Here is a 24,991-nt window from a genome sequence, read left to right as displayed (position 1 = left end):
TTATTTGATATTGATAATTATTGTGTTGCTGTGGTTTTGTTGAGTGTCTGGTCAAAAATCTCACACCACTGCTTTAACTGCATTTCTGTATCCCGGATCCCTCGTTCATGGTGAAACCGGCCTTTACGAGGGTGAAATTTGATCTGCCACTCCGGGCATTCAATGTCTCTAACCTGTATGAAGAACCCTGAGTTCTCGAAGTTTTTAAGGCGAGTAAGGTTGTTGTGACCTTTAGCCCCCGCCATACCGACTAAATCAAGAGCTACGATTTCCCCTCCATTAGCCAGGTGGTATCTCCAGCCTTTAACCTCATTGAACTTGTAAGCTTTTTTACGCTTACCTGCCTCAAGAGTTAGCAACTCACGATTCATATCAATGGTCATTTTGGTGTTCTGGAAGTCATGGCTCCAGATCCCGCTATTGTTGACGTTCAACTGATCAATCGTCGAGGCGTTGGCTCTTTTATGCGTGTATGACACGTATGCTGTGAGTAGTAAAAAGAAAGCGGGTAAAGTCCACATGAACAGGAACCCTGCAGTGTCTTTTGGATTTGAATCAGTCAGTATCCACACAATCACCAGTACAACAATCCAGAATCGAATTGACCGGAAGAATGAAGGTTTACGCACTTTTCTGCCATTCAAAGCCGCTGTATCCATTTTATATACCTTTAACGTCATGTGAGTCATAACTGGCTGATTGGTAACTGCTTTTACGACGCATTTTTGAACGAGTTCAAAACTTAAGCAAATCACTTGTACCGATCGATGATCTTATTTTGATAGCTATTGTCTATCATATGGTGTTTATCGATCTGTAAAAACGATCAATTATTTGCTCAAATAAGGACTTAGGCTTGAAATTTGTGTTGAGGCAGGAGGTTATCGAAAGGGCACTCCTGTGCGTTCAATCAGTATTTCGCCGCTGCCTAATGGCTCAGATAACTCAGGCTCAGCTGAGAGGACTGTATGAATTGTCGAAAATGAGGATTTTTGGTGGAGAAACGTCTTACCTGCCTTTTTAAGCAGGTCTGTGAAAGCAGCCAAGTAAGGAATGCTCAGTAGCCACTTCAATACTCTTGTCATGAAGCAGTCTGCGCTGCTGGTTTGCTCGCATGCCATATGTGTAATCCTGAGCTGAGTTTGCGCTTCGGTTGTCTCAAACGCTCCAGCTCTATGTTCATGCATGGGAGGAGGCGTAAGTTCGGATTCAAAAGCAGCTGGTAATGACGGTGTAATAGCTACCTTAGTAACTTCTATATCTGAATCACTCGTCTCATTACCTCCCATAGCTGAAGCTTTCAAAGCAAAGAGCAGAGGATTGTCACGTTCGGGTTCGTAGCTAAGCTTTTCTTGCAGTGTTGCCCACGAATACCCTTTACCGAGTTGCGAAGCTTTAAAAGCTATACCTGAGTATTCAAAGGAGAAACCATTCATACGACCCGTGGAGGAAATGTTTGGTAAGGGCGTTATGCCGTGCTCGCGAAGTGCTTCAACGAAGCTCTGAATGTCATTGTGAGTACTGAGGAGTGTATCTATTGTGTTCTGCAGGAAAGTCTTGGGGCTTTGCTGGCCTTCGCGCTTCTCTTTCTGTTCCTCACTTCGTGATAGCCTCTTACGCTTACTGGATGGGGAAGGGCTATGTGAAGGCGAGGGACCTTTTGTTTTAGTCAGTTCATGCGCTATCTCAAGCTCCTGAATTACTCGCGTGCTGATTAGGTTTTCATTCCTGCCTAGGTAAAGCTTCCCTCCAATAAGATCCACTCTGCTCGCAATGATATGAATGTGCTGGCCGGCCTCATCGTCATGTATGACATAGCAGCGTAGGTGCGTCTCACTGAACCCCATGCGATTCATGTAGTCGTCAGCAAACATAACCCATTGCTTTGTCGTGAGTGATTCACCGATGGATAGGCGGAGCGAGTTGTGCCACACCGGTTTTGCCACGTCTGTGCGTAATGAAGCCGAAGCAGTGAACTCAGCTATCAACTCAGCTGCTGAGTCTCCCAGCATGTTCCCCCCTATGACCACCGGGTCAGTTTTATGGTGCGTTCCATGCTTTAAAGCGTATAGAACAACTCCTGCGAAGCTCTTACCGCGTTTGATCTTCTGCATGCCCTTCATCAGAGGGGATACTCCATAGATCAGCGGTAAGGAGGCGAGAGCGAAGTTCAGTGATCTGTCGCTTAACGGCGAACAGTTCAGTCTTGGTAAGAGGGTTACATGACTGCTTTGTGTTCAGGTGGTTAACAATGTCATTGAGTCTGTGATTTATCTCGCCAAACATTTTCCATGCCGCTCTGTTGATCTCAGGAACGACAACAGGTTGGTTTTTCATGAAGCACATGCGAAGCCATTCGCCCTTAGCATGTTGCTTACGCTCTTGATCCAAAATATTTAGCTCTGAGTTATTGAGTCTGACGCTGACGCAATGAATACGTAGATTTTCTGCAAGGGGAGGGCGGTATATATCTTTCATAGAATCTCCATTTCTAAAAATAAGCATATTCCTTATGCCTGTTCTATTTATAACCGATAGATGAATTATGTAAACGATGTAGGTTTTGACTTCCCTTTTTCAACCGAAGGGCAGAAAAAGCAAGGCTACTCAGCTTCGCTGAGTTAGCCCTTGCTTATATAATTTTTATTAAGTGTGGGTGTTGACATTATAGTTATCTATGTTATTTGTGAATGTAAAAAAGGAGATGCTATGAATAAGGTTTTTAGAAATAAGTTATCAACGCATAAGCAAGAGATTATATTCTATATAGTGTTCGTAACTATAACAACTTTGATATTTGCTTTTTCCCCCAAAGATAGCCTGGTAAACAATGCATCAATGGGGGGGCTTGTGATATTAGGTATGCTATTTCCTTTTTTAATAGCTATTATTTTTGTTGACGGATAACGTTGAATTCCGCCGCCATTTCTATTATTGCTATAAACGCTTTAACGAAAGCGGCAGTGACTAATAAAAGTTTTATAAAAAGATAAAGTTGTGGGTGCATCAATAAAAAGTAAGTCGTAGAAGCTAAAGGATAAAGCGAAAACTCAGCTGAAAAAGTGGTGAGGCTTAATAGTGCGGCGGAAGAAAATAATAAAGCATCATTCGCTGGTTTCATAACACTAGTAAGATCATTACCTTTGTTTTTTCTTCGAAAAAAAGAAATATAGAGCATTGCAAGTAATATTGAATTAATCACAGGGGTTGCTACTAAGAAACCCTGAGGCGAAAAGAACTGAGCTATTTTATAAATGATAGCAAGTAAAAAAATTAAAATAAAGTATATTAGAAATGCAAGTCCTACTGTTTTCATTTATTACCTCCTTTTGCGGCTAATGGAGTTAGCCGCTTATTTATTAACTTATGCGATATAGAGCATTGCATCTTTGTAAAAAACTTTATTATCGCTTACCATGTCCTGAATAACAGAAGTGATAATCCCTTTTAAAGTACCACTTGTAGCCTTGAAGCCCATGGCCCTTGATAAAGAATTGACCAACTCGTCTTGAGTAGCACCGAAGCTTTTATTGATAATCTCAATAATTCCCGCCTCCATCTCCTTATTAGAGATATTTTCTGACTTTCTTAATCCTGCTGATTTAACATTCGTTCTGTCTCTCAATGTTATGGAAAGATTATCGTTGTATAAAAAGTCATCTTCTAGGGAAAATGAAGAGTTTGAGGTTGTGATTTTTATCGCATCTCTAACAATTGCTTCAATACGGGCCCCTGCACGTTGTAAACCCCATGCTGACCTGACACGAGTGATAACTTCATTCACATGTATTGGGGCTTCCACAAGCACAATTTGCTCAACTATCTTGGCGAGCACGCCAACTGGGGTATCATGAATCTGGAATCTTGTGTCAACGTCAGGAACCGCCTCAACATATGCCACAGCTTCATTGAAACTGCCATCAATTGTCTCAAGACCAATCTCTGTGACAGTCTCTCTTTCAACTGTCACTATCTCGACAGGTACAGCTCTTGACCGAGATAGAGAAGTTTCAGAACGATTTTCGAGCTCTTTCTTAGCCGCCTGAATAGCAAAGAGGGTTTTCTGTAGTTGCTCTTCGGGGCGCTGGAACCAATCTGTGCTCCAAATTCTGTGAATGATCCAACCATGATCCTCAAGCACTGCCTGACGTAAGCGATCTCTTTCTCTCGAAGAACGGGAAGAGTGGTAAGTCATACCATCGCATTCAATCCCGATAAGGTAGCGGCCTGGCATATCAGGGTCGGCAATGGCTAAATCAATAAAGAAACCTGCAATGCCAACTTGAGGGTGGACCTGGAAGCCTTCTTTTTGCAGAGCATTTGCAACCTGTTCTTCGAACACACTGTCCATTGAACGGCCACTTTGTTCTGCAACTGACAAGCGTCCTGTTCTTGCATATTGCAGGAAAAGTTTAAAAGCGAATACACCTCTACCCTTAGCCCTTTCAAGATCGATATCTTCATCAGTGACTGAGGCATAAACTTCGCAACGCCTTTTGGCTCGACTGATAAGAACGTTCAGGCGTCTTTCACCACCCTCTGATCCAAGAGGACCAAATCTCATTGCCATGTAGTTTTGTGAATTTCGGGCATATCCGACAGAAATGATAATGACGTCGCGTTCGTCACCCTGAATGTTTTCAAGGTTTTTTACAAAAAACGGTTCGCTTGGGTGTGCAGAGAAAAAGTCCTCGAACTCAGGGTTCAACCTGCGAAGCACTTCAAGCTCGTCCTGAATACGCTTTCTCTGGGTAACAGAAAAGGTAGCAACACCTAAAGATAAATGAAGATGGCTTCTTGCATGTTCGAGAATTGCTGTTGCTACGCGTTTTGCTTCGTTTGCATTGCTTCCAGATTCGAATACGCCATCTTCAACTTTATGGAAACTTAGGCCCATACCTGCTTCTTGTGTATAGGGGCTGGGAACTATAAAAAGTTTGTTTTCATAAAACTGGCTATTTGACACAGCAATCAATGACTGGTGGCGGCTTCTGTAATGCCAGCGAAGCATTTTTTGAGGCAACCCTCTGGCAACAAAAAGTCCAAGTATGCTCTCAATGTCCGCCACTTGTGCTGACTCGTCATCATCCTGCTCATCTGCGGAACCTGTCATTTTGGCGAAGAAAGAAGTTGGAGGTAACTGACGTTCGTCTCCGACAACGACCATCTGCTTACTTCGTGCAATAGCTCCTAATGCATCTACAGGTTGGATTTGACTGGCTTCATCCATTACCAGTAAATCAAACGACTGCTTACCTGGTACTAAAAACTGGGCAACTGACAGAGGGCTCATCATCATAACTGGCTTTAAGGCCTGAATAGCTGCACCAGCTTTTGTCATGAGCTGTCGAATCGCCATATGGCCACGTTTGCGTGCCATCTCACCCCGCAGTACACCCACAGGGCCTACGCCAACTTTAGAGGGAATTGCTCTGTGGTGAGCTCTTACAACTTCAAAACTCGAAGCTTTTATTCTTCGCAGATCCATTTCAGCGAAGCTTGCTACTCTTCTTGAATGCAAATCACCATCAAAACGAGCCAGTTCTGGCTCATCTTCGACCATTACAGACAGAATTGAGTCGAAATAAGTTCTGTCAAAAGTACCCGCTAAACGTTCAGGGGAAAGAACTCCACTACTCAAATCGGAGATTAATGGATAAATACCAAATGTTCTCGCCAGCTCTACACGGTTTTGCCAGGCAACCCATTTTGAAAGTTGTTCAGAATTATCTATCCAAAGAGTAATCTTGTCATAGACTAGATTAAATAGTATTTCATGAATATTTTCATTTTTGAAAATTGATCGATAGGAAGATCTAAGCGAAGTAATCACTGATGTGAGTTTGGCAAACTGCGCTTGAATAGACTCACTCAAGCTTCGGGATTTATCAACTAAACCCTGTCTGTCATCTATTTTAGACGCTAAGATTCTTAGGTCGTTATTTGATTCAATCCATGAGTGAGTTTGAAGTAACAGTTCCCAGTTACTGTTTTCTTTCAACCATAATGGATACATGGTTGACTGAGCTAAATTATCGAAAGTATGGATAATGTTGAGTTTTTGCTGAGCGCTTGATAACAAATTCAACAATTCAATACGATCAGAAACAGAATAATCATCTTTGATGAAAACATCTTTATACGCGGAGTCCATAGTGCTTAGCACATCAGACTTTACAAGGAATGATTCCAGTGGAATGCTTTTAACGGAATAATAGTTATCAAAATACTCTTCTGGCGTAGCTCCCAATGAATCCCAAAGAATACGGCTTTCATCTAAAACTTCATGGGTGAGTTTTTTAAGCTGACTCACTTGATATGCTAAGGCGTCTTTGTTGGAGAGGCGACTTGCAATTATTCGGGCTTCAGAGTTAATACCACGTAAGGTACGCATCCATTCGACAAGTGATTTCAGCAATTCACTATCGCTATTCTCACCTCGCCAGTCTGAACCAAATGCAGACTGTCCGAAATCATTCAAATCAATGATGGAATTTCTCAACTTTTGTGCTTTTATCAACAGATCGAGGTACTCAACCTGCTGAGGGATCGTCAAACCTTTATCATTTATCAATGAAAGGGTAAGCTTTTTCGACTTTCGCCATTCGCTATTAAGGAATTTAAAAGCGCCAGTGTTGTTTTCAAGGCTATTTCGTGTGCTTTCTGCATCTGTTTCCCACGCCTTTTCAACAAAGATGAGATTGATTTTTTCTTTATAAATACTAAGCTGTTTAATATCTGCAACCAGACTTGCCGCTTTATCAATACCACCTTCCCAGACAGTGGCAATGAATGCTTCTGGACTCACATTTGGAGCTTGAGTAATACTTTCACCCAACTCAATAAGACTTTCAATCTCACTTAAATTCGAGAATCCGATTTTAGAACCCAACTCCTGCTGCAATCTGGAAGACTCTTTTAAGATTCTAGGTGTAAGTGTCTTCAGTTTATAGGCAGTAGTAAAAGCATTAATATTAATATCTACAGGTAATTTACGATAATCTTCTGAAAGGCTGGCGACCTCGGTGTTGAATTTGTCTGCATGTAATTCTTTTTCAAGCTTGCTGTAGAGTTCTTTAAATGAGAATCCAGTTTCAATTAACGTCTTTGTCTCATCTTTAGAAGTGGCCCATAATGGCGAACTTAATGATTCAGGTGATAAATTAGGCGCTGAGTTAATTAATTCAGCTATTAGAATGAATTCCTGTAACTCTTTTAATGAGCCTATATGATAGGCTTCATTGGTAAGTTTAGAAAGATTGATAGACTCTTCAATAGAATCTGAAAGTTCAGACTTCAGGTTCGTTAATGAGGCAGTGAGTCTTTCAACTTCACTAGGAAGTATCTCAGTTCTATCGATACCATTCCATGGGTGCGAATCAGGAATGCCAATATCACTTATCCTCTTAATTAATTCATCAATAAGTGCATGTCTTTTGGCGAAATCGTCGTTACTCCATGATTCATAACCGCTAAGCTTATAATCATTAGGATCAAAACCTGATTGTCTGAGACATACCAGTTGCGCCATAACCTTGTATGGCGTTAAGCCAGATGGCATGTACTTTTTATGAATTCTTGCCGGGTGATTGTTGAGGATATCTCGGCTTTCTGTGAGATTATTGACTAATGTATCTGGAAATTCTCCCCGAGGTGAACCGAGTTCCCAGACTCGCTTCAGTTCTTCAAGGAATGCTCTTTTGTTGGTTTTATTGCTATGTAGCTCTAAACAAGCATCTCCAACACCCGCCTGATCAAGTCTGCGCTTAACTACTTCAAGGGCCGCCATCTTTTCAGCTACAAACAATACTTTTTTACCGTCTGCTACAGCTGAAGCTATGATGTTTGCGATTGTCTGAGATTTACCAGTTCCTGGAGGACCCTGAATAACCAAGCTTTTACCATTACGTACTTCGTGAATGGCAAGAGTCTGTGAGCTATCACTGTCCAAAATATGAAGCATTTCTCGTGGGGGGATGACTGAGTCAATTACAATGTCGTCAGAGATTAACTCTCCACCAGAGAAGCCTGTTTCTAAAAGACACTTTATTGATTCCTGATCTGTGATCTTTGAATCTGAAGGCCAGTTATCAGGATCTAAATCTGTATACATCATAAATTTAGCGTAGGAGAACAGACCTAGATTGACTTCATTTTCTAATACTTCCCAGCTTTCTTTCAATGATACAGCTTGTTTTATCTCTGCGAAGTAATTCGTTAAAGAAAAATCTTCATCGATACTCAGGGGAGGTAGGGTGATTTGGTGAACACGGCTGAGGAATGTCTCAAGCGACAGGTTGCTAATGATGTCCTCATCCCTGACTTTAATTTTAAAGCGTTCTCCTGCTTTAGCTCGCATTAATTCTACTGGCAATAGTAAAAGAGGAGCATAGCGTATGTTTGTTTTCTTATTAGGATCTACCCATTTAAGCGATCCTAACGAAAGAAACAGGATGTTTACGCCTTGCTCTTCTTCAAGGGTTTTTGAATCATAATATAAATCTAATAACTTTTTTTGTAATGTCTTTGGCGTGAGCTTTGTCTGGAGTTTTGTATCATTGTGGTTGGTTTCAAAGTCATCTAAGAAAATAATGTCTTCGGACTCTGTGTCTGTCTCACTGTTCTCATTGCTTTCATCTGTCTTTTTATCTTCTCGACCATGAAGAAAAGTGAACGGCTTGCCTTCTTCAAAAAGCATCTTGAACAAAATGTCAGATCTTTCATTAACTACTTCCAAAAATTTTGTAGTTTTTGATTTTGGTATGTTAAGTAAACGATTTCTAGCTGTCAGATCGAGTAACTCTGCTCGCGACTTTTCAAGTTTCTGGCTGAGTGACAGATTGGAGTTTTTGTAAAGTGAGACTTCAATTTCGTCCATTACGCATAACCTTGAATTGAAAATTTACCAGTAATCAGTGAGTTATGCTATTAGCTTTAAATCACTGCAATTTTTCTGTACATATTAGAATGTTTCAGCGTGAAAATTAAGAATTTTCTAATTAATCTTAATGTTATTTTATTTATCTATATAATTCAGTGTGTTGCAAGAAGGCGTATATTTTTCTTTCCAATTTTTAAGATTAACTATAAGTTAATATGATATTTCTGTATAAAAAATAGACTATTTTGGTTTGGTGCACCCTCAATTATTCTTTCCGTATGAAGTTGTCCGATAGTTTACGGTCGCGTGTAGTTGCGTTACTGAGATTTTGAAAAATTTGGCATGAGGAAACGAATTGAAGCTTTTTGATTATCTGATGATGACATTCCCAGATCTAACACCTGAATCTACGAAAGTCCATTTGGCACAAATGAATGACTATAATGAGGATCCACTGATTAAATTTCGAGAAGAGACATTCGATGATTGGCAGTGCTGGCAGAAGAGACTTGAGTTCAATCGTAAATATGTTGTTTCACTAATCAGGATTGTAGGGTCTGAAACTTGGTTGTTTGCGGGCGCATTTCAACAAGTGGGCAATGCGGGAAAAAATGCCTATGCTAACCGGGAGGATATGTACTATCAGTACTATCTTAAAAAAATATTTGAGACTGAAGAATATGCGGGACGTATGTATGTCACGTTTAAAAATCCTGCGAGAAGTTTTATCCGGGTTGGTGAAAGTATTCAAAACCAATTGTATGTAACTGCTATAACTCCAACGCGACTGAGTTTTGGAGAGTTTCCAGGTTACCGTAACATTATACTTGATTATAGCAGTATAGGTGCAATTCTTAGGCTTAATTTAAAATCTTGGCGAACCGCATTATCAATAGTTAAAGGAATTTATGTTTTAACTGATCAACTTGAAGGGAAGCTTTATGTTGGAAAGGCTGACGGCAGTGAAGGAATATGGGGACGATGGGAACATTATTTTGGTTCCGGGCATGGCGGCAATTTGGGGCTTAAGGAAGCTTTTGGTACAGGCGACGAAAGCCATTTGCAACATATAACTTTTGCGATACTTGAAGTGATTGACAATAATGCCGAGGTGAATGAAATTAACCGCCGTGAAAAGCACTGGAAAACTATACTTCTCTCTAGAAAGTTTGGGTATAACAGAAATTAATCAATTGTTGAAGTTTAAAGATATCGTTTAGGTTGTAATTAAGATGGCAGATTCTGGTTCTAAAATTATTTAACGATAATTTTTAAAACTTTTTAAAATTTAGGCTTCTTAAAATTGTGAATGTCATTTTTAATAAAAATCAGTATATTTTAAGGTTTTTGCATCTATCTGAAAATTGCAGTAAGACCGCTATAGAAAATGCTTTAAGCGGTCTTTATTGCTTGTTTAAGGGGGGGTGTTATTTCTCTAACCCCTTAATATTATGAATTAAATTAGCGACATCACCATGTTTAGTATTTGCTGGTAGATTATCTTTGAGTAGTTTCCTGTTCACGGCTGTTTCTCTGTAGCCATGTTTACTGAGTAGGTCGTTGAGTTCGTATTCTTGAGAGGTATTAACATAGTCCCAATCTGACTTAGGCATTACTCTATCTCCATTTTTTGTCTGCAAATGCACAGTACGCCTTGGCTAAAAAACAAACAAGAGGTATTTTTTTGTTTTGGTTGATTTTTTGATTCCGATCAAAAAGTTTAAGATAGGTATCGGTTCGATAAAAAATATTTTTAAGGTTTTTAGCAAGATAAGTGGCAAGTTACAGTTTAACGATGGAAATCTAAAATGATGTACTCATATACATAATGATCCTTTTTTTAGTATATTATGATTTTTATTAATAGATAGATATATGAATTGCCGGAGATAAAAACCTTGAATGATTTTATAAAATATACTAAATCTTTGGAATTGGCTAAGTATTATGTTTATGCCTTTTATGACATAGATGATGATTCAAAAAAGCCCTTTTACATTGGGAAAGGGAAGTCTGGTCGTTGTCTTGACCACATTAAACGTCCTGATAGCTCTCAAAAATCTGAACGCATTAAAGAGCTTCTTGTAAAAAATAAATTGGGTATTGATATTCTTCGTCATGGCATGGATGAGCCAACGGCGAAACTTGTAGAGGCAACTTGTATTGATCTCTTAGGTGTTGGAGAGTTAACAAACAAAGTACGTGGAAGCAGTTCAATGATGGGGCGTATTACTCTTAATGAGCTTCAACATTTGCTCCTAAATGAAGAGACTGAGGTTTTACCTGAGCATGCGGGACTCGCTTTTCTTCTCAACAGTAAATATAAATCTGGTATGACTTCACTGGAACTATATGAGGCTACACGTGGCATATGGGCTAACATTCCTAAAGATAAACAACTTAGATTTGCCTACGCAACATATGGCGGACTTATTATGGAAGTATACGAAATAGATTGTTGGGTCAAAGCTGGTTCGCAACAGTATTTTACTCGCGTTCTGAATATTGCTGATAATTCCAATCGTTTCGAATTCGTTGGACGTATTGCTTCTAAAGAAGTAAGGGATTTATATGTTGGGAAATTAATAAAAAAGCCGAGAAGCCATGGAAGCCCATTTGTTAGAGTTGGGTTAATATGATTTTTTCTGGGCTCTAACGATATTCGTGAATGATGCCACGAGTGTAAAATTAAAAAATATGAGTTAATAATTTATGATATGCGCTTTTTTATTTCATTTAAAAGTTTTTTTTATACACTTTCCATTTGAAGATGTTCTTGTTAATGCTATCGGTGGCTTTTTAGGTTGGGCTGCGCTTTTCTGGTTGGCAATAAGTAAACGTGGAGTCAGATTATTAAGACAAAAGTTCAATCGTCCAAGTTTAAGGATTGAACTGCGAAAAACTCCAGAAAATATTTTTTCGGGAATAGAATTGGGTGCACCAGCACGATGGATTGAACAACAACTAGGGGCACCTACTAAGATAGGAAAAAAATGGTGGGAATATAGATTTTCTGACTCCATGGTATCGTTATGTTTTGATTCTAATGATTCAGTAGTTACTATCAGCGTAGCATTAATAGATAATAAAACAAATTTCAAATTTCCTGCTGAGCATTTTGATTGTCCTAATCTTGGTAAGTTAAGACTAAGCAATCTCTTAACCGTTCATGAACTCTCCCTTGAGTATAAGAGTTCTTATCGACACAGTGAACTACTAATAACTGGAAGGGAAGGGCCAAAAGGAGCCTGGCACTACATTGCTTTTGGTGCCTTATCGCCTCAAATCCCTGGTCCTCTTTTAGAGGTGGAGTTTACATGGGATAGTGATAAAGATGTTCTCACCAGCCAACCTGTTAATACCAAAATTAATTGGGCTGCAATATCAAATACGTCTGAAATCGATACATTCCCTTGGGATTTCGGAATAATAACTAAGTCATAGATTATGAAATTTTGAGGACCTATTCGATCAATGCCCTGCATGCCATAGTGCAGTGCGAAAAAAGCCAGTTTAAGTGACTGGCTTCTATTGTAAAATAAAATTTACTGGCCTAAATCACGTAGCTTGTTGCCAGACATCAGATTCTTTTCAATACGCTCAAGAGTGACTCCTTTGGTTTCAGGGATTAGCAGAAAAGTTATCACGATAAAGACCAGGTTGAAGCCGGTATACAGCCAGAATGTTCCTGCTGGCCCAATACTACCCAAAAGTGAGAGGAAGGTTGCTCCGATAATCATGTTGGCAACCCAGTTAGTCGTCGTTGAGCATGTAATCCCGAAGTCCCGACATTTCAGAGGCTGTATCTCAGAACACAGTATCCAGACTACCGGAGCGGCGCTCATTGCATAGCCGCCTATGCACAACATTGTCATACCCACTGACACCCATGACAGGCCGGTACTGATATCTCCCTGATCCGCTTTCATGAGGCAGTAGCCCAGAACCATAGTAGCGAATGCCATTACACTGAATCCAATTTTAAGGATTGGCTTCCTTCCCGTTTTATCAACGGTGAAGACCGCAATGAAGTTAGCAAACATGAAGGTCAGGCCAACTACTATGGTTGCAACCATCTGCTCCTGTGTGCTCTGGAAACCAGCCATTTTGAAAATCTGAGGAGCGTAATACATGATGATGTTCATACCCGTGAACTGTTGCATGCCCTGCAGCAACATACCAAGGTAGACGGCGCGTCTCACATTCCTGTTTTGCCTGAACAGAGAAAACCCCCCTTGCTTCATACGAAGGCTTTCCCTTATTTCGTTCAGTTCCTGTCTGGCTTTCTCTGAGGTATCACGAAGCATTCGCAGAACTTCTTCCGCCTCAACATGCAGACCTTTTGAAGCCAGCCAGCGGGGGCTGTTGGGCAGGAAAATAACCATGACGAAAAGTACAACTGCTGGTATAGCGAGAACACCCAGCATTGCCCGCCAGTTGCCACTGTAACTGAATGCTGTATCCGAAAGGAAAGCTACGACAATACCAAAGGTGATCATGAGCTGGTAAAGACTAATCATTTTTCCACGTACATTCTCTGTTGCCATCTCTGACAGGTAGAGAGGGGCGGTATAGGAGGCGATACTGTAAGCACACCCGTTTTAGTTCCACGCACTTTTTGAGGTTTCCGGTTTTACGGCCATCAGCCGGTACTCCTCCGGTGTCAGGTTATTCAGGGATTCATGAGGCCGCTCGCTGTTGTATTCCATCAGCCAGCGACTTGTGATTTCCCGAGCTTCATTCAGCGTTCTGAACAGGTAAAAATCCAGGATTTCTGTTCGGTACGTCCGGTTAAACCGTTCGATAAAGGCGTTCTGCGTTGGTTTTCCCGGCTTGATAAATTCCAGCATCACTCTATGCTCTTCAGCCCACTGTGCCAGCGTCAGTGAGACCAGTTCTGGTCCGTTGTCCATCCGCAGTTTCAGTGGATAACCCCGGTTTGCCACGATTCTGTCCAGCACCCTGACCACCCGCTGTGCCGGGATATTCAGATCGATTTCTATGGCGAGGGCCTCGCGGTTAAAGTCATCAACCACATTAAAGGTCCGGAAGCGTCTGCCGCAGACCAGCGCATCATGCATAAAATCGATGGACCAGCTCTGGTTAAGCGCTTCCGGCGTAGCCAGTGGCGCCGGGTTACGCGCGGGTAAACGCTGTTTTCCCTTGCGACGAAAATTCAGTTTCAGCAGGCAGTAAATCCGGTGAACGCGTTTATGGTTCCAGGTGTTACCCTGCCTGCGCAGCAGCTGGAACAGTTTTTTGAAGCCGTATCGCGGGTAGCGCTCTGCCAGCTCAGTCAGCACCTGGATCACCGGTTCATCACGCCGGGTATCGGGCTGGTAAAAATAGACCGTCCTGCTCAGCGATAACGTCCTGCAGGCCTGGCGAATGCTCATGGTAAATTGCGCAGTCAGGTAACCGACGAGCTCACGCTTTATCGCTGGTTTTAAAGCTTTTTTTCGATGACTTCTTTAAGTGCCCGGCATTCAAGGCTGAGATCAGCAAACATCTGTTTGAGGCGACGGTTTTCATCCTCCAGGTCTTTCATCTTTTTTATATCAGAGGCTTCCATACCGCCAAACTTCGCTTTCCAGTTGTAATAGCTGGCTTCAGAGATACCGGCTTCACGGCAGACATCCTTAACGGTACGTCCGGCTTCGACGGACTTCAGAACGGCAATGATCTGGTGTTCGGTGAATCGGGCTTTACGCATGGTGATCTCCTCACAGGACATAATCAGTATGTCGGAAGATCTCTAAAAGCGAATGGTTCGGTTTACCGGGATGCTTACAATACCAACGGCCAGTCCGAGTAAAACCCTGAATGTAAGCAGAGCTTCAACACTTGTGGCGAAGGCTGATCCAAGGGAACCCATTATGAAGAGTATGGCTCCCGCCATAAGGCTGTACTTTTTTCCCAGTCTATGTGAAACCCAGCCGTTACAGATTGCTCCAATCGCGGCTACCAGAGTGGCAGGGCACTTGAGATAATACCTATATCAAGTCCAAGGAGAAGCCCAGCGAGAGCTGCTGTTATGGATACAAAAAGACATTCATTGTTTTGACTGGACAACACATCTCATATGAGACGGCATGATGTGAATTTTCACTCGCATGTGAGCAATAATCTGGAAACTTCATTCAAATACAGAAACGAAATTCTTGATTACTAAAACATGTATAATTAGCATGATAAATATATTTTTTTGAATTATTAGCAAAATATAGAGGAGTATTAAGATTTTAATAAATGTAACTTATTAATATGGAAAACCTATTTAGCTAATAAATAAAAATGAAATTTGTAGTTGAAAATTCTGTTTAATGGTGGAGTGTCTATACATAAATAGTGATTTTTTTTATAGTCCAGAGCTAATGCAAAGTTTTACACGCAACATAAAATTAACAAAATTACATACTAACTTCCTATTCTGAAACATTTATGATGAATATAACTTCACAAAAGTAGTGTTAGGTTGATTTTAACCTTTCACGTTACTGATGAGTTAGCTTCTTGGAATTCCATGGAGGTGAGTAGTGAGTGAACACATCATTAATAATGATCCAGCATATTGTAAGCAAGCTAAGTATGGGTGTTCTGTAGGGATTTTTTGCACGGTCAGTAGTAATGAGCTATTGCTGGCTTTTAAAACACTATCTTTTGCAGCACGCTCTGAATTTGTTTCTAACATTCTTATTTTGATCACTGATAACGGAAACATAAATCAAAATTTTGCCTCTTTGGAATTATTAGAGCGTTTTTCGCATAAGTTCGAAATTAAATGTGGGAACTATGGTTCTGGTTATGAAACTTCGATCCGAGATGGGGGTTATGATCAGATATCAGCTCGCAATGCTGCCTTAGACATTTTGTACAAAAAAGATGTTGATTGGGTTATGCAACATGATGCGGATGATGTTTATGATCTTTCTTTTTATGAGAGAATCTGCACAGATCATGCTGAACACCAAGCCATAATGACTGAATGCTATACATTGAATTCTAGATCGTCTTATATTGTAAATTCAAAAATGTACAAAGACATGTATGGCAAGAAGCTAATTAATCCACACATAAGAGTCTGGAAGAAAGAGTTAAACCTTAAATTCAGCAAATCCAAATTAGTTTCAGATAAGTATGCGAATGAAACAAGACATTGTGGTGTTGAATTTCCCGATGGAATGAAATTAATCTTAATCAAGAAACCATCTCACTACCACTTGCATCGACTTCTTAATAAAAGGCACTCAAATTTTCTTGATAAAGGAAATACGCAAGAAATAAAGTTAGAAGAAGAACTTAAAGAGAAATTAAAAACTATATTACTTTAGATAGAGTGAGGTGAGTTATGAGTTCATCAGAGCATAAAGTATTGAATACACCCATGTATCACTTTGAAGGAGATGATGGGCTTATATACTCTCATCTGCCTTTAAGAGGTATAGCTTTTAAAAGTAGTAAGGCTTCTTTACCATTAATTGAAAAGCTTGCAAATCATGTTAATCTGGATGCTGAAGAAATAAATCATCCGATAATAAAAAAACTGTCCAAGTGGAATGTTATTGGAGAACACATTAAGCAATTACCTGTAATAGAAGATCTTGAGGAATTTAAACCGTTTGAGGCCACTTTGCTACTCACTGAAACATGTAATCTGGCTTGTAGCTATTGTTATGCCAGGGCCACAGGTGAGAAGAGTGAAGCAATGAGCAAAGAAATAGCTAAAAAGGCTGTAGACATTGCTATTGAGAATGCAAAATCAATCCATAGTCACACCGCAGAGTTCAGGTACCTTGGAGGTGGAGAACCTACTACGGAATGGGAATTGATTGTATGGATAAATAATTACATAAAGTATAAAGCTGACGAGGCTGGTGTTAATACTTATATCAGGTTAATAACTAATGGAGTCTTAATCAATGACGAAAAGGCAAAGTGGCTCAAAAAAAATATCGACTTTGTAACTTTATCATTTGATGTATTACCCGATCTTCAACTGAACCGTCCTTTCCCTAATGGAAAAAGTTCACAAAAAGCGCTACTTAGAACAAGCGAATTATTAACTAAGCATGGTGTTCCTTATCATTTCAGGACGACTCTATCTAGCGAATCAACAGGACGGTTAGTCGAAATGGTCGAATATATTAGGGACTATACATCTGCCAAGGAAGTTCGCATGGAACCAATGGCTGAGATTGGCCGAGCGACTGATAGTGAACTTTCAAAGCCCAAACAACAAGAGTTCATAGATCAATTTAAAAAAGCATATTTTTTAGCTAAAGAAAATGGCATCAATGTCACAAACAAGCTAATGGGTAACGTTGATCGCAGGGGGGGCCGTTTTTGTAATGTAGAGTTCGCTGTTACTCCCAAAGGTGAAGTCGCAGGTTGTCATAGATATAGTCGAAGCGAAAATGAAGGTTATGACCTGTTCCATGTTGGGACATTCAAAGACAATGACTTTAAGTTTGATGTGAAAAAAGTTAATTCTTTAAGGCAAATTAATAATACTTCATTTAGTGATTGTTCTAAATGTTTTGCCAGATGGAGTTGTGCCTCAGGATGCTTGTCTGCACGTTACGATAAGAATGGCATAGCCGAGCATGGCCCGATATGTCATATCACCAGGGAATTGCTAAAATTTGGAGTACAGCAGTCTCTGGCGGAATGATGTGTGAGTAGTGTTTTTTCCAATCAAAGGAGAGTAAAATGAGTCTTGATTCGAAATTGCATCAAAGTGAGAAAAATATTAATCTAGAGGATGAAGATGTTGAAATTACTTTTATTTCAAAACATCCTGAAGATGAAGAAGGTAATTTTGAGTTCCTTTGCTGTGCCGTAGGCGCTGGTGGTGGCGGACCGGGTGTCGGTGGACACTTCTAAATGAAATCTTAATTATCAATAGGGATAAGCAACAGCGCTTTTGCGCTGTTGCTTAAATAAGGATAGAAAATGCTAACTTCTATTTTAAAAAAATTTGAGAGCTTTATTAAGCCATTTGAAGAGGATAATGCTTTTCTAAAAGAAAAAAATTCTTTAAGAGTGTTAGTTAAACTTGCATTAGATCATAAGCTTTTAGCTTCTTCACTTTTCATGCTTGGTTTATTATGTTCTGGTTGTGAGGTTTTTATTATTCACTCTTCAGGAAAGCTTGTTGATCTGATTAGTGAGGTTAGTCGGGATCGCGATACTATTATTAAAGCATTACGCGATAACCAAATTTTTATTATTCTTTTCTTGGCAATGCTTTTGTTTATTAGGCCTCTATTAAGGTGCTTGAATTTACTAACAATAAATCAAGCAGTTTATTCGAAATTAAGTGCATTAGTTCGAGTTCAGCTCTACAAAGAAACCTTGAAAAACAAGATGGTTTTTTTTGACAGTAATAATCCTGGTAAAATAACATCTTCTATTTGGCAGGCTGGTCAGGCTGTCAATGAAATGTCCTCTCTGTTCTTCCAGAATATTTGGGTTACAATCGCTTTTTTTATATTCTCCTTCTCTGTTATGGCGTCGATTAACCTGTATTTGCTTGCTCCAATTTTCACGTGGATGCTCGCGATTTTCTTTATTGCTAAATTTTATGTTCCTAAAACAAAACAACTAGCTCGTGAGTCGGCAAATCAATCCGTGAACGTCAATGGAGTAATTAGTGATAATTTCAATAACGTTTTAACACTGAAATTATTTACTAAATATAATGATGTAAATGAATCTAACAGGATAGTGGTTTCACTAAAGGATTTTATAAATAAATCTGCTTTGTATTTAAGGTCAATTACGAGATCAGAGACGATAATGATTATTACAAGTTCACTCATAATGGCTATCATAACACTGATGATCTTGTTTCTATGGATTTCAAAAGGTATTTCTTCAGGTGAAGTGGCTGTTGTGTACGCATTGGTATTTAAGCTGGAGGGACTTTTTTCGACATTAATGGACCAATTCACTGCTTTGTTTCGTGCATATGCTTTATTCAATACAAGCTTAAACACACTGATAAAGAATGAAAAAGAAAAAGAAGGTTATCACTGTTTAAATAATATCGAATTGATTGAGTTTAAAAACGTCTCAATGAAACACGGCGAAAAGCTGGTCTTGAAAGAAATTAACTTCAAAATCAAAAAAGGAGAAAAGGTAGGTTTAGTCGGTGCTACAGGGTGTGGCAAATCAACGATTTTAAAGTTGTTGTTAGGATTATATGATTATGAAAGTGATGGCTCTATATTGATTAATACATCTGAATTGGATGATTTCAATACCTCAAGTCTAAGAGAGAACATTTCATATGTATCTCAGGACGCAAATTTCTTTGATGATACGGTTTTATATAATATTTGCACTTCTAAGGAAAACTTATCTATCAATGAAATTGAGCATGTTATGAGTTCGGTTTGTTTGCAAGACCTTATGAATGAAAAAGAAAGTTTCACCTCTCTTTTAAATGCAAAAATTGGGAATAAAGGTTCTACTTTGTCGGGTGGGCAATTACAGAGGTTAAATATAGCTCGTGGCTTAATTAAAAAACATAATGTTCTCTTACTTGATGAAGTAACTTCAGCATTAGATCCAAATACCAAATCGAAAGTTTTGGAAAATCTCAAAAACTTTTTTTCGAATAAAACAGTAATATGTATATCTCATAGTGTTGATATCATTAATGATATGGATAAGGTTATTTTCATAAAAAATGGTAGTGTATTCGCGGAAGGAAAGCACCATGAACTTTTGATAAGTTGTAAAGAATATAAACAGCATTGGGAAAATGAAACTGTATCTCTGGAGGATGCTCAATGAAATCATTTGATGCCCTTAATTCTCTTTTAAAAGATAATTTTCTTTATGATCACCAATGGCACTTGCATGGTAAGCATCCCTCTTTTACTTCAGGCTCTTTATGTTCAGTTAATGCTGAAAATTATTGGAATTCAAATCAGTCTTTTGGTGATAGTGACATAGTTGTTGCAGTAGCTGATGATGGGTGTTTGATTGACAATTTTAGTAATGATTACTCAGATAATATTGAAGCATTTACTTACATTGAAAACGGTAAGCTTAATATTACTAAAGACAAATCGAAAGCTGATAGAGTTTTCTCTGATAAATTCAAGCACGGAACGGCAATTTGTGGTCTGATCGCTGGGCCATTGAGCAATAGCCTTCCTATAGGTATTGCCCCTATGGTAAAGATTTTACCGATCCGATGGCCTTACGATAACAGATTTATCATAAACCAATCTGGGTTTCAGCAGTTTGTTAAGGCTCTCTCGGATAAAGTTGATATATTCGTTAATACATGGTCAAAGCTTCCTGACTTTATTCTTAATAATGAAAGTATTGATTTGATTTCTTCTTTATCCTCTCAAGGAGGAAGAAGAGGTAAAGGTGTGCTTTTTTTGTGGTCAGCTGGTAATAGTAATTGCCCTATTAACTATGACGGGGATAAAACGATAGTATACTCACAAAATATTAATGGTGAACCGAAGTTTTCATCTCATTTTAGCAATAATCTAAGTACCCTCAGCAATGTATTAGTTGTATCAGCTATTAGCCCTTTTTATGAGAAAGCATCTTATTCTTGTTTTGGACCTGGTATCGATCTTTGTGCTCCATCACATGATGCCTATTCTTCAAATGGAGAAATTAAAAACTTAGGTCTTACCACGCTCTCCGCAGACCTGAAGAAATATACGCATAATTTTAAAGGCACAAGCGGAGCTTGCGCGGTAGCGGCTGGTGTTGCAGCACTAAATTTATCGCTCTCAATGAACCAAACAGCAATTGAACTAGCTAACAATTTAAAAAATAAGGCTTCTAGAGATTTAAATAAAAACTATTCAAGCTTTGAATCTATGGTTATAAATCTGCACGAGCAGGTAAGGCATGATTTTATTTTTGGAAAAGAAGAAAAATATCCTGACCTCTTTGATGCATTTTATGGTGCAGGAAGAATAACTGTCTGAATTAGAATTTAGTAACTCTAAGTGTTTTATGCTTATTAATTAAAAACTATCAAAAAAATTACGTCCCTGTAGATTGGGATTTTTTTGAGAAGTAAAAAGGTGTTTGTGCTTCTTCTTTACAAGCTTCCAGATAGTCAGCCCACCACTGCAGCATAAGTTTCCGATCTTCTAAATGCTCGGCTTTATGGATGTAAGCTGCCCTAACGCTGTTACGCTCTTGGTGGCTCATTTGCCTCTCTACGGCGTCTCTTGACCAAAGCCCGGATTCAATCAATGCACTGCAAGCCATAGTCCTGAAACCATGCCCACAAACTTCAGTTTGGGTATTGTATCCCATGGTTCTAAGGGCTTTGTTGACTGTGTTTTCACTGATCGGTTTGTCGTCATTACTAAATCCGATGAACATGAGATCTTTGCCACCACTGATTGCATGTAGCTGTAACAACAATTTTTTAGATTGTTTGCTTAAAGGCACCAGATGAGGGCTTTTCATTTTTGCCCCTCTTGCTGAATATCTAACCCCAATGAGTGCTTGTCGCTCTGCGGGTATAGTCCATAGTGAGTTTTTGAAATCTACCTCTGACCAACGTGCAAATCTTAATTCACTCGAACGTACAAATGTCAGGAGTGTAAGCTGGGTCGCAATCTGTGTTATGCCTTTGCCTCTGTAAGCTTCAATGCGTTGCATGAGCTCTGGTAACCGTTCTAAAGGAAGGGCAGGGCGGTGAATACTTTTTTTAGAAATTACAGCACCAGCGAGGTCATAGGCAGGATTTTGCTCAATCAATGCATTGTGGACAGCATATCTCATGATCGCAGTTATGCGTTGTTGAAGACGTGAAGCGAGTTCGAGGTGACCTGTTGCTTCAGCCCTTTTTAGTGGAATCAGTAAGTCACGGGTTTTGAGTTCTGTGATATTACGATTGCCAATAATAGGGAATAAATGACTTTCAAGACTGCTTAACACAGTAGTTCTGTGGTTTTCCGACCACGTCCTGTTACTGGAATGCCAATCTCGTGCAACCTTTTCAAATGTCAGCAGCCCTTTGATCTCGACCTTATCAGCTTTGCGTTTTTCACTTGGATCAACGCCATTTGCCACGAGTTGCCTAGCTTCGTCTCTTCTGCGTCGGGTTTCCGATAACGTGACCTCAGGATAAACACCGAGAGCAAGAATCTTTTGTTTGCTACCAAAGCGATACTGAAAACGCCAGTATTTGGAACCGTGTGGGGTAATCAAAAGATGCATACCATTACCGTCTGTCATTTTGACCGGCTTCACAGCAGCCTTAGCATTTCTTACCTTTAACTCAGTGAGCGGCATAGTAAAAATCCCCGGCTGATGGTATCTGCATTATCGAACCAAACATACCAACAATTGTACCAACATGACACTGTGGATTTTGTGAGCCCGATGGAGACGCAGGTGGACTATCGGGTTTAGTTAAGTGACTGAATGGAATGGGTAAAGTAGACTTTGAGATACGTTGAGAGACTAGCATTTGGTGTCCCCTGCAGGAATCGAACCTGCAACTAGCCCTTAGGAGGGGCTCGTTATATCCATTTAACTAAGGAGACGCCAGCGCAGTATAACGCAGTTATGCGGCAGGATTCACTACACTGCCGCGCGTTTGCTCATTCTGTCAGCAATTTAGCGTTCTTCTTGTTGCTGCTGACGTTTTTTCTCTGCTTTTCGCCGTTCGGCTTTCACTTTGGCCTGTGCAGCTTCTCCCATATCATTACGGATCTGTGCATGGCTAATCAGGGCGAAAATCAGCGTGCCACCGGTAAGGTTACCCAGCAATGTCGGGATAGCGAAGGGCCAGATAAAATCGGTCCAGGGCACGCTGCCGTCAAATACCAGGTAAAACACCTCAACAGAACCCACCACGATATGCGCCAGATCGCCCAGCGCGACCAGCCAGGTCATCATCACAATCACAAACAGTTTGGCGCCCCCTGCAAAGGGGAACATCCAGACCATCGTGGCGATAATCCAGCCTGAAATCACCGCATTGGCAAACATCTCACCCGGCGTGTGTTCCATCACTTTCATGCTGATATCGGTAAAGGCTTGTCGTGTTGCCTCATCAAAGATGGGCATCTCGTTAAACGCCAGCGCCGCGAATGCCGTGCCGATGAGATTCCCCAACAACACAATGCCCCACAGGCGCAGCAGTAATCCGACATTGCCCATCGTTGGTTTGTGCATTATCGGCAGCACGGCCGTTACGGTGTTTTCAGTAAAAAGCTGCTGACGGGCCATAATGACAATCACAAAGCCAAAGGTGTAGCCCAGGTTTTCCAGTAAAAAGGCACCGGGTACGCCGTCCAGATGAACCTGAAAAATACCTTTTGCCATGAGCGATGCGCCCATCGACAAACCGGCCGCAATGGCTGACCACAGCAGGGCCATGCCGTCACGCTCCAGCTCTTTCTCCCCATCCTGACGAATTTCTTCGTGGATAGCGGCAGCGCGTGAGGGAAGGGCATCTTCATTTACCTCGATATCCTCTTTGCCTTCGTCCTTTTCTTCGCTATCAACATCATTTTTGCCCTGATTCATGCTTGATGAAGGCTTCATGTTTTCTCCTGGTAACAGTGCAAATGCGTTATAAGCGTAGACGTTTTTTGGTGTGTGAAAGTGTTTCTGCAATTGCTAGCAAAAGTTACAACATTTTAATGGAGAGCGCTTTTTGACCGTTGCGCCACGCGTAAAGCACGAATGTCTACAACAGCCTGAAAAGCGGGAGGCGCGCGGTCTTCGGCAGATTGCAACATTGTGCTATCATTTCCGCCTTATTTGGCTGGCGCGATTTACCCTCCCATGTTGGAAATCATCAATCTGCTTTGTGTTCGTGATGAGCGTGCGCTCTTTGAGGCGCTTACGTTTAGCGTGGCAGCGGGCAACATTGTGCAAATTGAAGGGCCAAACGGGGCCGGTAAAACCTCACTGCTGCGCGTCCTGGCGGGATTAAGCGCGCCAGAACAGGGTGACGTGCTGTGGCAGTCGCAGCCCATTCAGCGGCAACGTGACGAATGGCACCGTTCCATGCTGTATCTGGGCCATCTTCCGGGTATCAAAGCGGCACTTTCTCCGCTGGAAAATTTGCGGTTTTATCATCATACGTGCAGCGATGAACAAATTTTTAACGCACTAGACAGCGTTGAGCTGGCGGGCTATGAAGACGTCGCGGCATCGCAACTCTCTGCGGGGCAGCAGCGTCGCATTGCCCTGGCACGGTTGTGGCTGACCCAGGCAAGGTTATGGATTCTGGATGAGCCTTTAACCGCCATCGATAAAACCGGCGTTGAAACGCTAATCGCCCGGTTTGCCGATCACCTGTGTGGCGGCGGGGCGCTGATTTTGACCAGCCATCAGGCTTTGCCCGGCTGGCGCGGAGAAATAACCAAAATCAGTCTGAAAAGCGTGGAGTGTCATTAATGCTGTTTCGCCTTATCCAGCGTGAGTTGCGTATCGCATTTCGTCGAGGGGCAGAGGTGGTCAATCCGTTGTGGTTTTTCCTGATTGTCATCACGCTCTTCCCGCTGGGCATTGGACCCGAGCCACAGCAACTGGCGCGCATTGCCCCTGGCATTGTCTGGGTTGCCGCCTTGCTTTCCTCGCTGCTCGCACTGGAAAGGCTGTTCCGTGACGACTATCTCGATGGAACGCTGGAACAGCTTTTATTATCGCCCACGCCGCTACCGGTCACGGTGATGGGCAAAGTGATCGCCCACTGGCTGGTAACCGGCCTGCCCCTGATTCTGCTCTCACCGCTGGTTGCCATGTTACTCTCACTGGATATGCACAGCTGGCGGGCCATGGCATTAACGCTACTGCTCGGTACGCCAACGCTGAGTTTTTTAGGTGCCATCGGGGTTGGGCTGACCGTTGGGTTGCGTCGCGGCGGCGTGCTGCTCAGCCTGCTGGTTTTACCCCTGGCGATTCCGGTCCTTATTTTTGCCAGCGCCGCCATTGATGCGGCGGGGCAGGGGTTAGCCATTGGCGGCTATCTGGCGCTGCTGGGTGCCATGCTGGTCGGCAGTGCCACGCTGGCCCCTTTTGCAACAGCGGCTGCCTTGCGCATCACGCTGCAATAAATCATCACGCAACAGACGTGCAGATAAGCACTAATTAAAT

General features: G+C 41.1%; 19 protein-coding genes, 1 tRNA gene and 2 pseudogenes. 11 read left to right on the top strand and 11 right to left on the bottom strand.

Translation table 11 applies throughout. The annotated features are described in order from the left end of the window. Nucleotides 1-17 precede the first annotated feature (17 nt). From A6A26_RS24980 to A6A26_RS20100, 3 genes are all read right to left on the bottom strand, one after another. A complete protein-coding gene (locus A6A26_RS24980; protein WP_063880378.1) occupies nucleotides 18-659 on the bottom strand; it encodes a DUF4755 domain-containing protein in 642 nt (213 codons plus the stop codon). A gap of 222 nt (nucleotides 660-881) precedes the next feature. Then, nucleotides 882-2,114, bottom strand: coding sequence for a relaxase/mobilization nuclease domain-containing protein (locus tag A6A26_RS20105; RefSeq protein WP_371559877.1), 1,233 nt, complete (start codon nucleotides 2,112-2,114; stop codon nucleotides 882-884). Beyond that, on the bottom strand, nucleotides 2,092-2,478 hold the full coding sequence (locus tag A6A26_RS20100) for a hypothetical protein (protein ID WP_063881221.1): 387 nt from the start codon (nucleotides 2,476-2,478) through the stop codon (nucleotides 2,092-2,094). Before A6A26_RS20100 ends, A6A26_RS20105 begins: the two co-directional genes overlap by 23 nt. A 231-nt stretch (nucleotides 2,479-2,709) precedes the next feature. Between A6A26_RS20100 and A6A26_RS20095 the strand changes: the two genes are divergently transcribed. Then, nucleotides 2,710-2,907 (top strand): hypothetical protein, encoded by a 198-nt coding sequence (locus tag A6A26_RS20095; protein ID WP_063880376.1) that lies wholly within the window; start codon nucleotides 2,710-2,712, stop codon nucleotides 2,905-2,907. Here the strand turns inward: A6A26_RS20095 and A6A26_RS20090 are convergent. Next, nucleotides 2,888-3,316, bottom strand: coding sequence for a hypothetical protein (locus A6A26_RS20090; protein WP_063880375.1), 429 nt, complete (start codon nucleotides 3,314-3,316; stop codon nucleotides 2,888-2,890). The genes A6A26_RS20095 and A6A26_RS20090 overlap by 20 nt on opposite strands. Before the next feature lie 48 nt (nucleotides 3,317-3,364). Continuing rightward, entirely contained in the window at nucleotides 3,365-8,878 is a 5,514-nt protein-coding gene (locus tag A6A26_RS20085) for a DUF3320 domain-containing protein (protein ID WP_063880374.1), read from the bottom strand. Between the two features lie 358 nt (nucleotides 8,879-9,236). Here A6A26_RS20085 and A6A26_RS20080 point away from each other — a divergent pair, with 358 nt between their 5' ends. The 3 genes from A6A26_RS20080 to A6A26_RS24975 all read left to right on the top strand — a co-directional run bounded on the left by A6A26_RS20080 (nucleotide 9,237) and on the right by A6A26_RS24975 (nucleotide 12,325). Then, nucleotides 9,237-10,070, top strand: coding sequence for a GIY-YIG nuclease family protein (locus tag A6A26_RS20080; protein ID WP_063880373.1), 834 nt, complete (start codon nucleotides 9,237-9,239; stop codon nucleotides 10,068-10,070). A 709-nt stretch (nucleotides 10,071-10,779) separates the two neighbouring features. After that, entirely contained in the window at nucleotides 10,780-11,520 is a 741-nt protein-coding gene (locus tag A6A26_RS20070) for an LEM-3-like GIY-YIG domain-containing protein (RefSeq protein WP_063880372.1), read from the top strand. Between the two features lie 73 nt (nucleotides 11,521-11,593). Continuing rightward, nucleotides 11,594-12,325 (top strand): hypothetical protein, encoded by a 732-nt coding sequence (locus tag A6A26_RS24975; protein WP_074181026.1) that lies wholly within the window; start codon nucleotides 11,594-11,596, stop codon nucleotides 12,323-12,325. A gap of 101 nt (nucleotides 12,326-12,426) precedes the next feature. Here A6A26_RS24975 and A6A26_RS20065 read toward each other — a convergent pair. From A6A26_RS20065 to A6A26_RS25245, 3 genes and pseudogenes are all read right to left on the bottom strand, one after another. Then, nucleotides 12,427-13,479, bottom strand: a pseudogene (locus tag A6A26_RS20065) (sugar porter family MFS transporter); the annotation flags it as partial. 3 nt (nucleotides 13,480-13,482) lie between these two features. After that, nucleotides 13,483-14,594, bottom strand: a protein-coding gene (locus A6A26_RS20060; RefSeq protein WP_156506674.1) for an IS3 family transposase whose coding sequence is annotated in 2 segments (ribosomal slippage) — nucleotides 13,483-14,333 and nucleotides 14,333-14,594 — 1,113 coding nt in all. Because the reading frame shifts where the segments join, the coding sequence is not laid out codon by codon here. A gap of 72 nt (nucleotides 14,595-14,666) precedes the next feature. After that, a pseudogene (locus A6A26_RS25245) lies at nucleotides 14,667-14,929 on the bottom strand (MFS transporter); the annotation flags it as partial. A gap of 488 nt (nucleotides 14,930-15,417) precedes the next feature. Here A6A26_RS25245 and A6A26_RS20050 point away from each other — a divergent pair. The 5 genes from A6A26_RS20050 (at nucleotide 15,418) to A6A26_RS20035 (ending at nucleotide 20,847) form a co-directional block, all read left to right on the top strand. Beyond that, nucleotides 15,418-16,212, top strand: a complete 795-nt coding sequence (locus A6A26_RS20050; RefSeq protein WP_063880371.1) for a hypothetical protein — start codon at nucleotides 15,418-15,420, stop codon at nucleotides 16,210-16,212. Nucleotides 16,213-16,229: 17 nt separating this feature from the next. Then, nucleotides 16,230-17,552 (top strand): radical SAM/SPASM domain-containing protein, encoded by a 1,323-nt coding sequence (locus A6A26_RS20045; RefSeq protein ID WP_063880370.1) that lies wholly within the window; start codon nucleotides 16,230-16,232, stop codon nucleotides 17,550-17,552. A 38-nt stretch (nucleotides 17,553-17,590) separates the two neighbouring features. Beyond that, nucleotides 17,591-17,764 (top strand): hypothetical protein, encoded by a 174-nt coding sequence (locus A6A26_RS25605; protein WP_155740523.1) that lies wholly within the window; start codon nucleotides 17,591-17,593, stop codon nucleotides 17,762-17,764. Nucleotides 17,765-17,833: 69 nt separating this feature from the next. Next, a complete protein-coding gene (locus A6A26_RS20040; protein ID WP_063880369.1) occupies nucleotides 17,834-19,681 on the top strand; it encodes an ABC transporter ATP-binding protein in 1,848 nt (615 codons plus the stop codon). Next, complete coding sequence (locus tag A6A26_RS20035) at nucleotides 19,678-20,847, top strand: S8 family serine peptidase (protein ID WP_063880368.1); 1,170 nt, start codon at nucleotides 19,678-19,680, stop codon at nucleotides 20,845-20,847. Before A6A26_RS20040 ends, A6A26_RS20035 begins: the two co-directional genes overlap by 4 nt. 58 nt (nucleotides 20,848-20,905) lie before the next feature. Here the strand turns inward: A6A26_RS20035 and A6A26_RS20030 are convergent, their stop codons facing one another. The 3 genes from A6A26_RS20030 to A6A26_RS20020 all read right to left on the bottom strand — a co-directional run bounded on the left by A6A26_RS20030 (nucleotide 20,906) and on the right by A6A26_RS20020 (nucleotide 23,431). Further along, a complete protein-coding gene (locus A6A26_RS20030) occupies nucleotides 20,906-22,171 on the bottom strand; it encodes a tyrosine-type recombinase/integrase (RefSeq protein ID WP_063880367.1) in 1,266 nt (421 codons plus the stop codon). A 179-nt stretch (nucleotides 22,172-22,350) separates the two neighbouring features. Beyond that, nucleotides 22,351-22,425 (bottom strand) — tRNA-Arg (locus A6A26_RS20025). Nucleotides 22,426-22,498: 73 nt separating this feature from the next. Then, nucleotides 22,499-23,431: a formate/nitrite transporter family protein gene (locus tag A6A26_RS20020; RefSeq protein ID WP_063880366.1), complete on the bottom strand. Its 933-nt coding sequence runs from the start codon at nucleotides 23,429-23,431 to the stop codon at nucleotides 22,499-22,501. Between the two features lie 243 nt (nucleotides 23,432-23,674). Here A6A26_RS20020 and ccmA point away from each other — a divergent pair, with 243 nt between their 5' ends. Together ccmA and ccmB are read left to right on the top strand one after the other, a co-directional pair. After that, entirely contained in the window at nucleotides 23,675-24,292 is a 618-nt protein-coding gene (ccmA, locus tag A6A26_RS20015; RefSeq protein ID WP_063880365.1) for a cytochrome c biogenesis heme-transporting ATPase CcmA, read from the top strand. After that, nucleotides 24,292-24,951, top strand: a complete 660-nt coding sequence (gene ccmB, locus A6A26_RS20010; protein WP_063880364.1) for a heme exporter protein CcmB — start codon at nucleotides 24,292-24,294, stop codon at nucleotides 24,949-24,951. Before ccmA ends, ccmB begins: the two co-directional genes overlap by 1 nt. Nucleotides 24,952-24,991 lie beyond the last annotated feature (40 nt).

The sequence above is a fragment of the Pantoea sp. OXWO6B1 genome (genome assembly GCF_001641135.1).
GTDB classification, from domain to species: Bacteria; Pseudomonadota; Gammaproteobacteria; order Enterobacterales; family Enterobacteriaceae; genus Pantoea; species Pantoea allii.
Note: the sequence above shows the minus strand (reverse complement) of the source record. Positions and strands in the feature narration are given on the sequence as shown.

What these genes read in the sequence shown, in the direction of transcription:
- A6A26_RS20095 (WP_063880376.1), top strand. Translation starts at nt 2,710, where the DNA reads ATGAATAAGGTTTTTAGAAATAAGTTATCAACGCATAAGCAAGAGATT.
- A6A26_RS20040 (WP_063880369.1), top strand. Translation starts at nt 17,834, where the DNA reads ATGCTAACTTCTATTTTAAAAAAATTTGAGAGCTTTATTAAGCCATTT.
- A6A26_RS20090 (WP_063880375.1), bottom strand. Translation starts at nt 3,316, where the DNA reads ATGAAAACAGTAGGACTTGCATTTCTAATATACTTTATTTTAATTTTT.
- A6A26_RS20020 (WP_063880366.1), bottom strand. Translation starts at nt 23,431, where the DNA reads ATGAAGCCTTCATCAAGCATGAATCAGGGCAAAAATGATGTTGATAGC.
- A6A26_RS20105 (WP_371559877.1), bottom strand. Translation starts at nt 2,114, where the DNA reads ATGCAGAAGATCAAACGCGGTAAGAGCTTCGCAGGAGTTGTTCTATAC.
- ccmA (WP_063880365.1), top strand. Translation starts at nt 23,675, where the DNA reads ATGTTGGAAATCATCAATCTGCTTTGTGTTCGTGATGAGCGTGCGCTC.
- A6A26_RS20045 (WP_063880370.1), top strand. Translation starts at nt 16,230, where the DNA reads ATGAGTTCATCAGAGCATAAAGTATTGAATACACCCATGTATCACTTT.
- A6A26_RS24975 (WP_074181026.1), top strand. Translation starts at nt 11,594, where the DNA reads ATGATATGCGCTTTTTTATTTCATTTAAAAGTTTTTTTTATACACTTT.
- A6A26_RS24980 (WP_063880378.1), bottom strand. Translation starts at nt 659, where the DNA reads ATGGATACAGCGGCTTTGAATGGCAGAAAAGTGCGTAAACCTTCATTC.
- A6A26_RS25605 (WP_155740523.1), top strand. Translation starts at nt 17,591, where the DNA reads ATGAGTCTTGATTCGAAATTGCATCAAAGTGAGAAAAATATTAATCTA.
- A6A26_RS20030 (WP_063880367.1), bottom strand. Translation starts at nt 22,171, where the DNA reads ATGCCGCTCACTGAGTTAAAGGTAAGAAATGCTAAGGCTGCTGTGAAG.
- ccmB (WP_063880364.1), top strand. Translation starts at nt 24,292, where the DNA reads ATGCTGTTTCGCCTTATCCAGCGTGAGTTGCGTATCGCATTTCGTCGA.
- A6A26_RS20085 (WP_063880374.1), bottom strand. Translation starts at nt 8,878, where the DNA reads ATGGACGAAATTGAAGTCTCACTTTACAAAAACTCCAATCTGTCACTC.
- A6A26_RS20035 (WP_063880368.1), top strand. Translation starts at nt 19,678, where the DNA reads ATGAAATCATTTGATGCCCTTAATTCTCTTTTAAAAGATAATTTTCTT.
- A6A26_RS20100 (WP_063881221.1), bottom strand. Translation starts at nt 2,478, where the DNA reads ATGAAAGATATATACCGCCCTCCCCTTGCAGAAAATCTACGTATTCAT.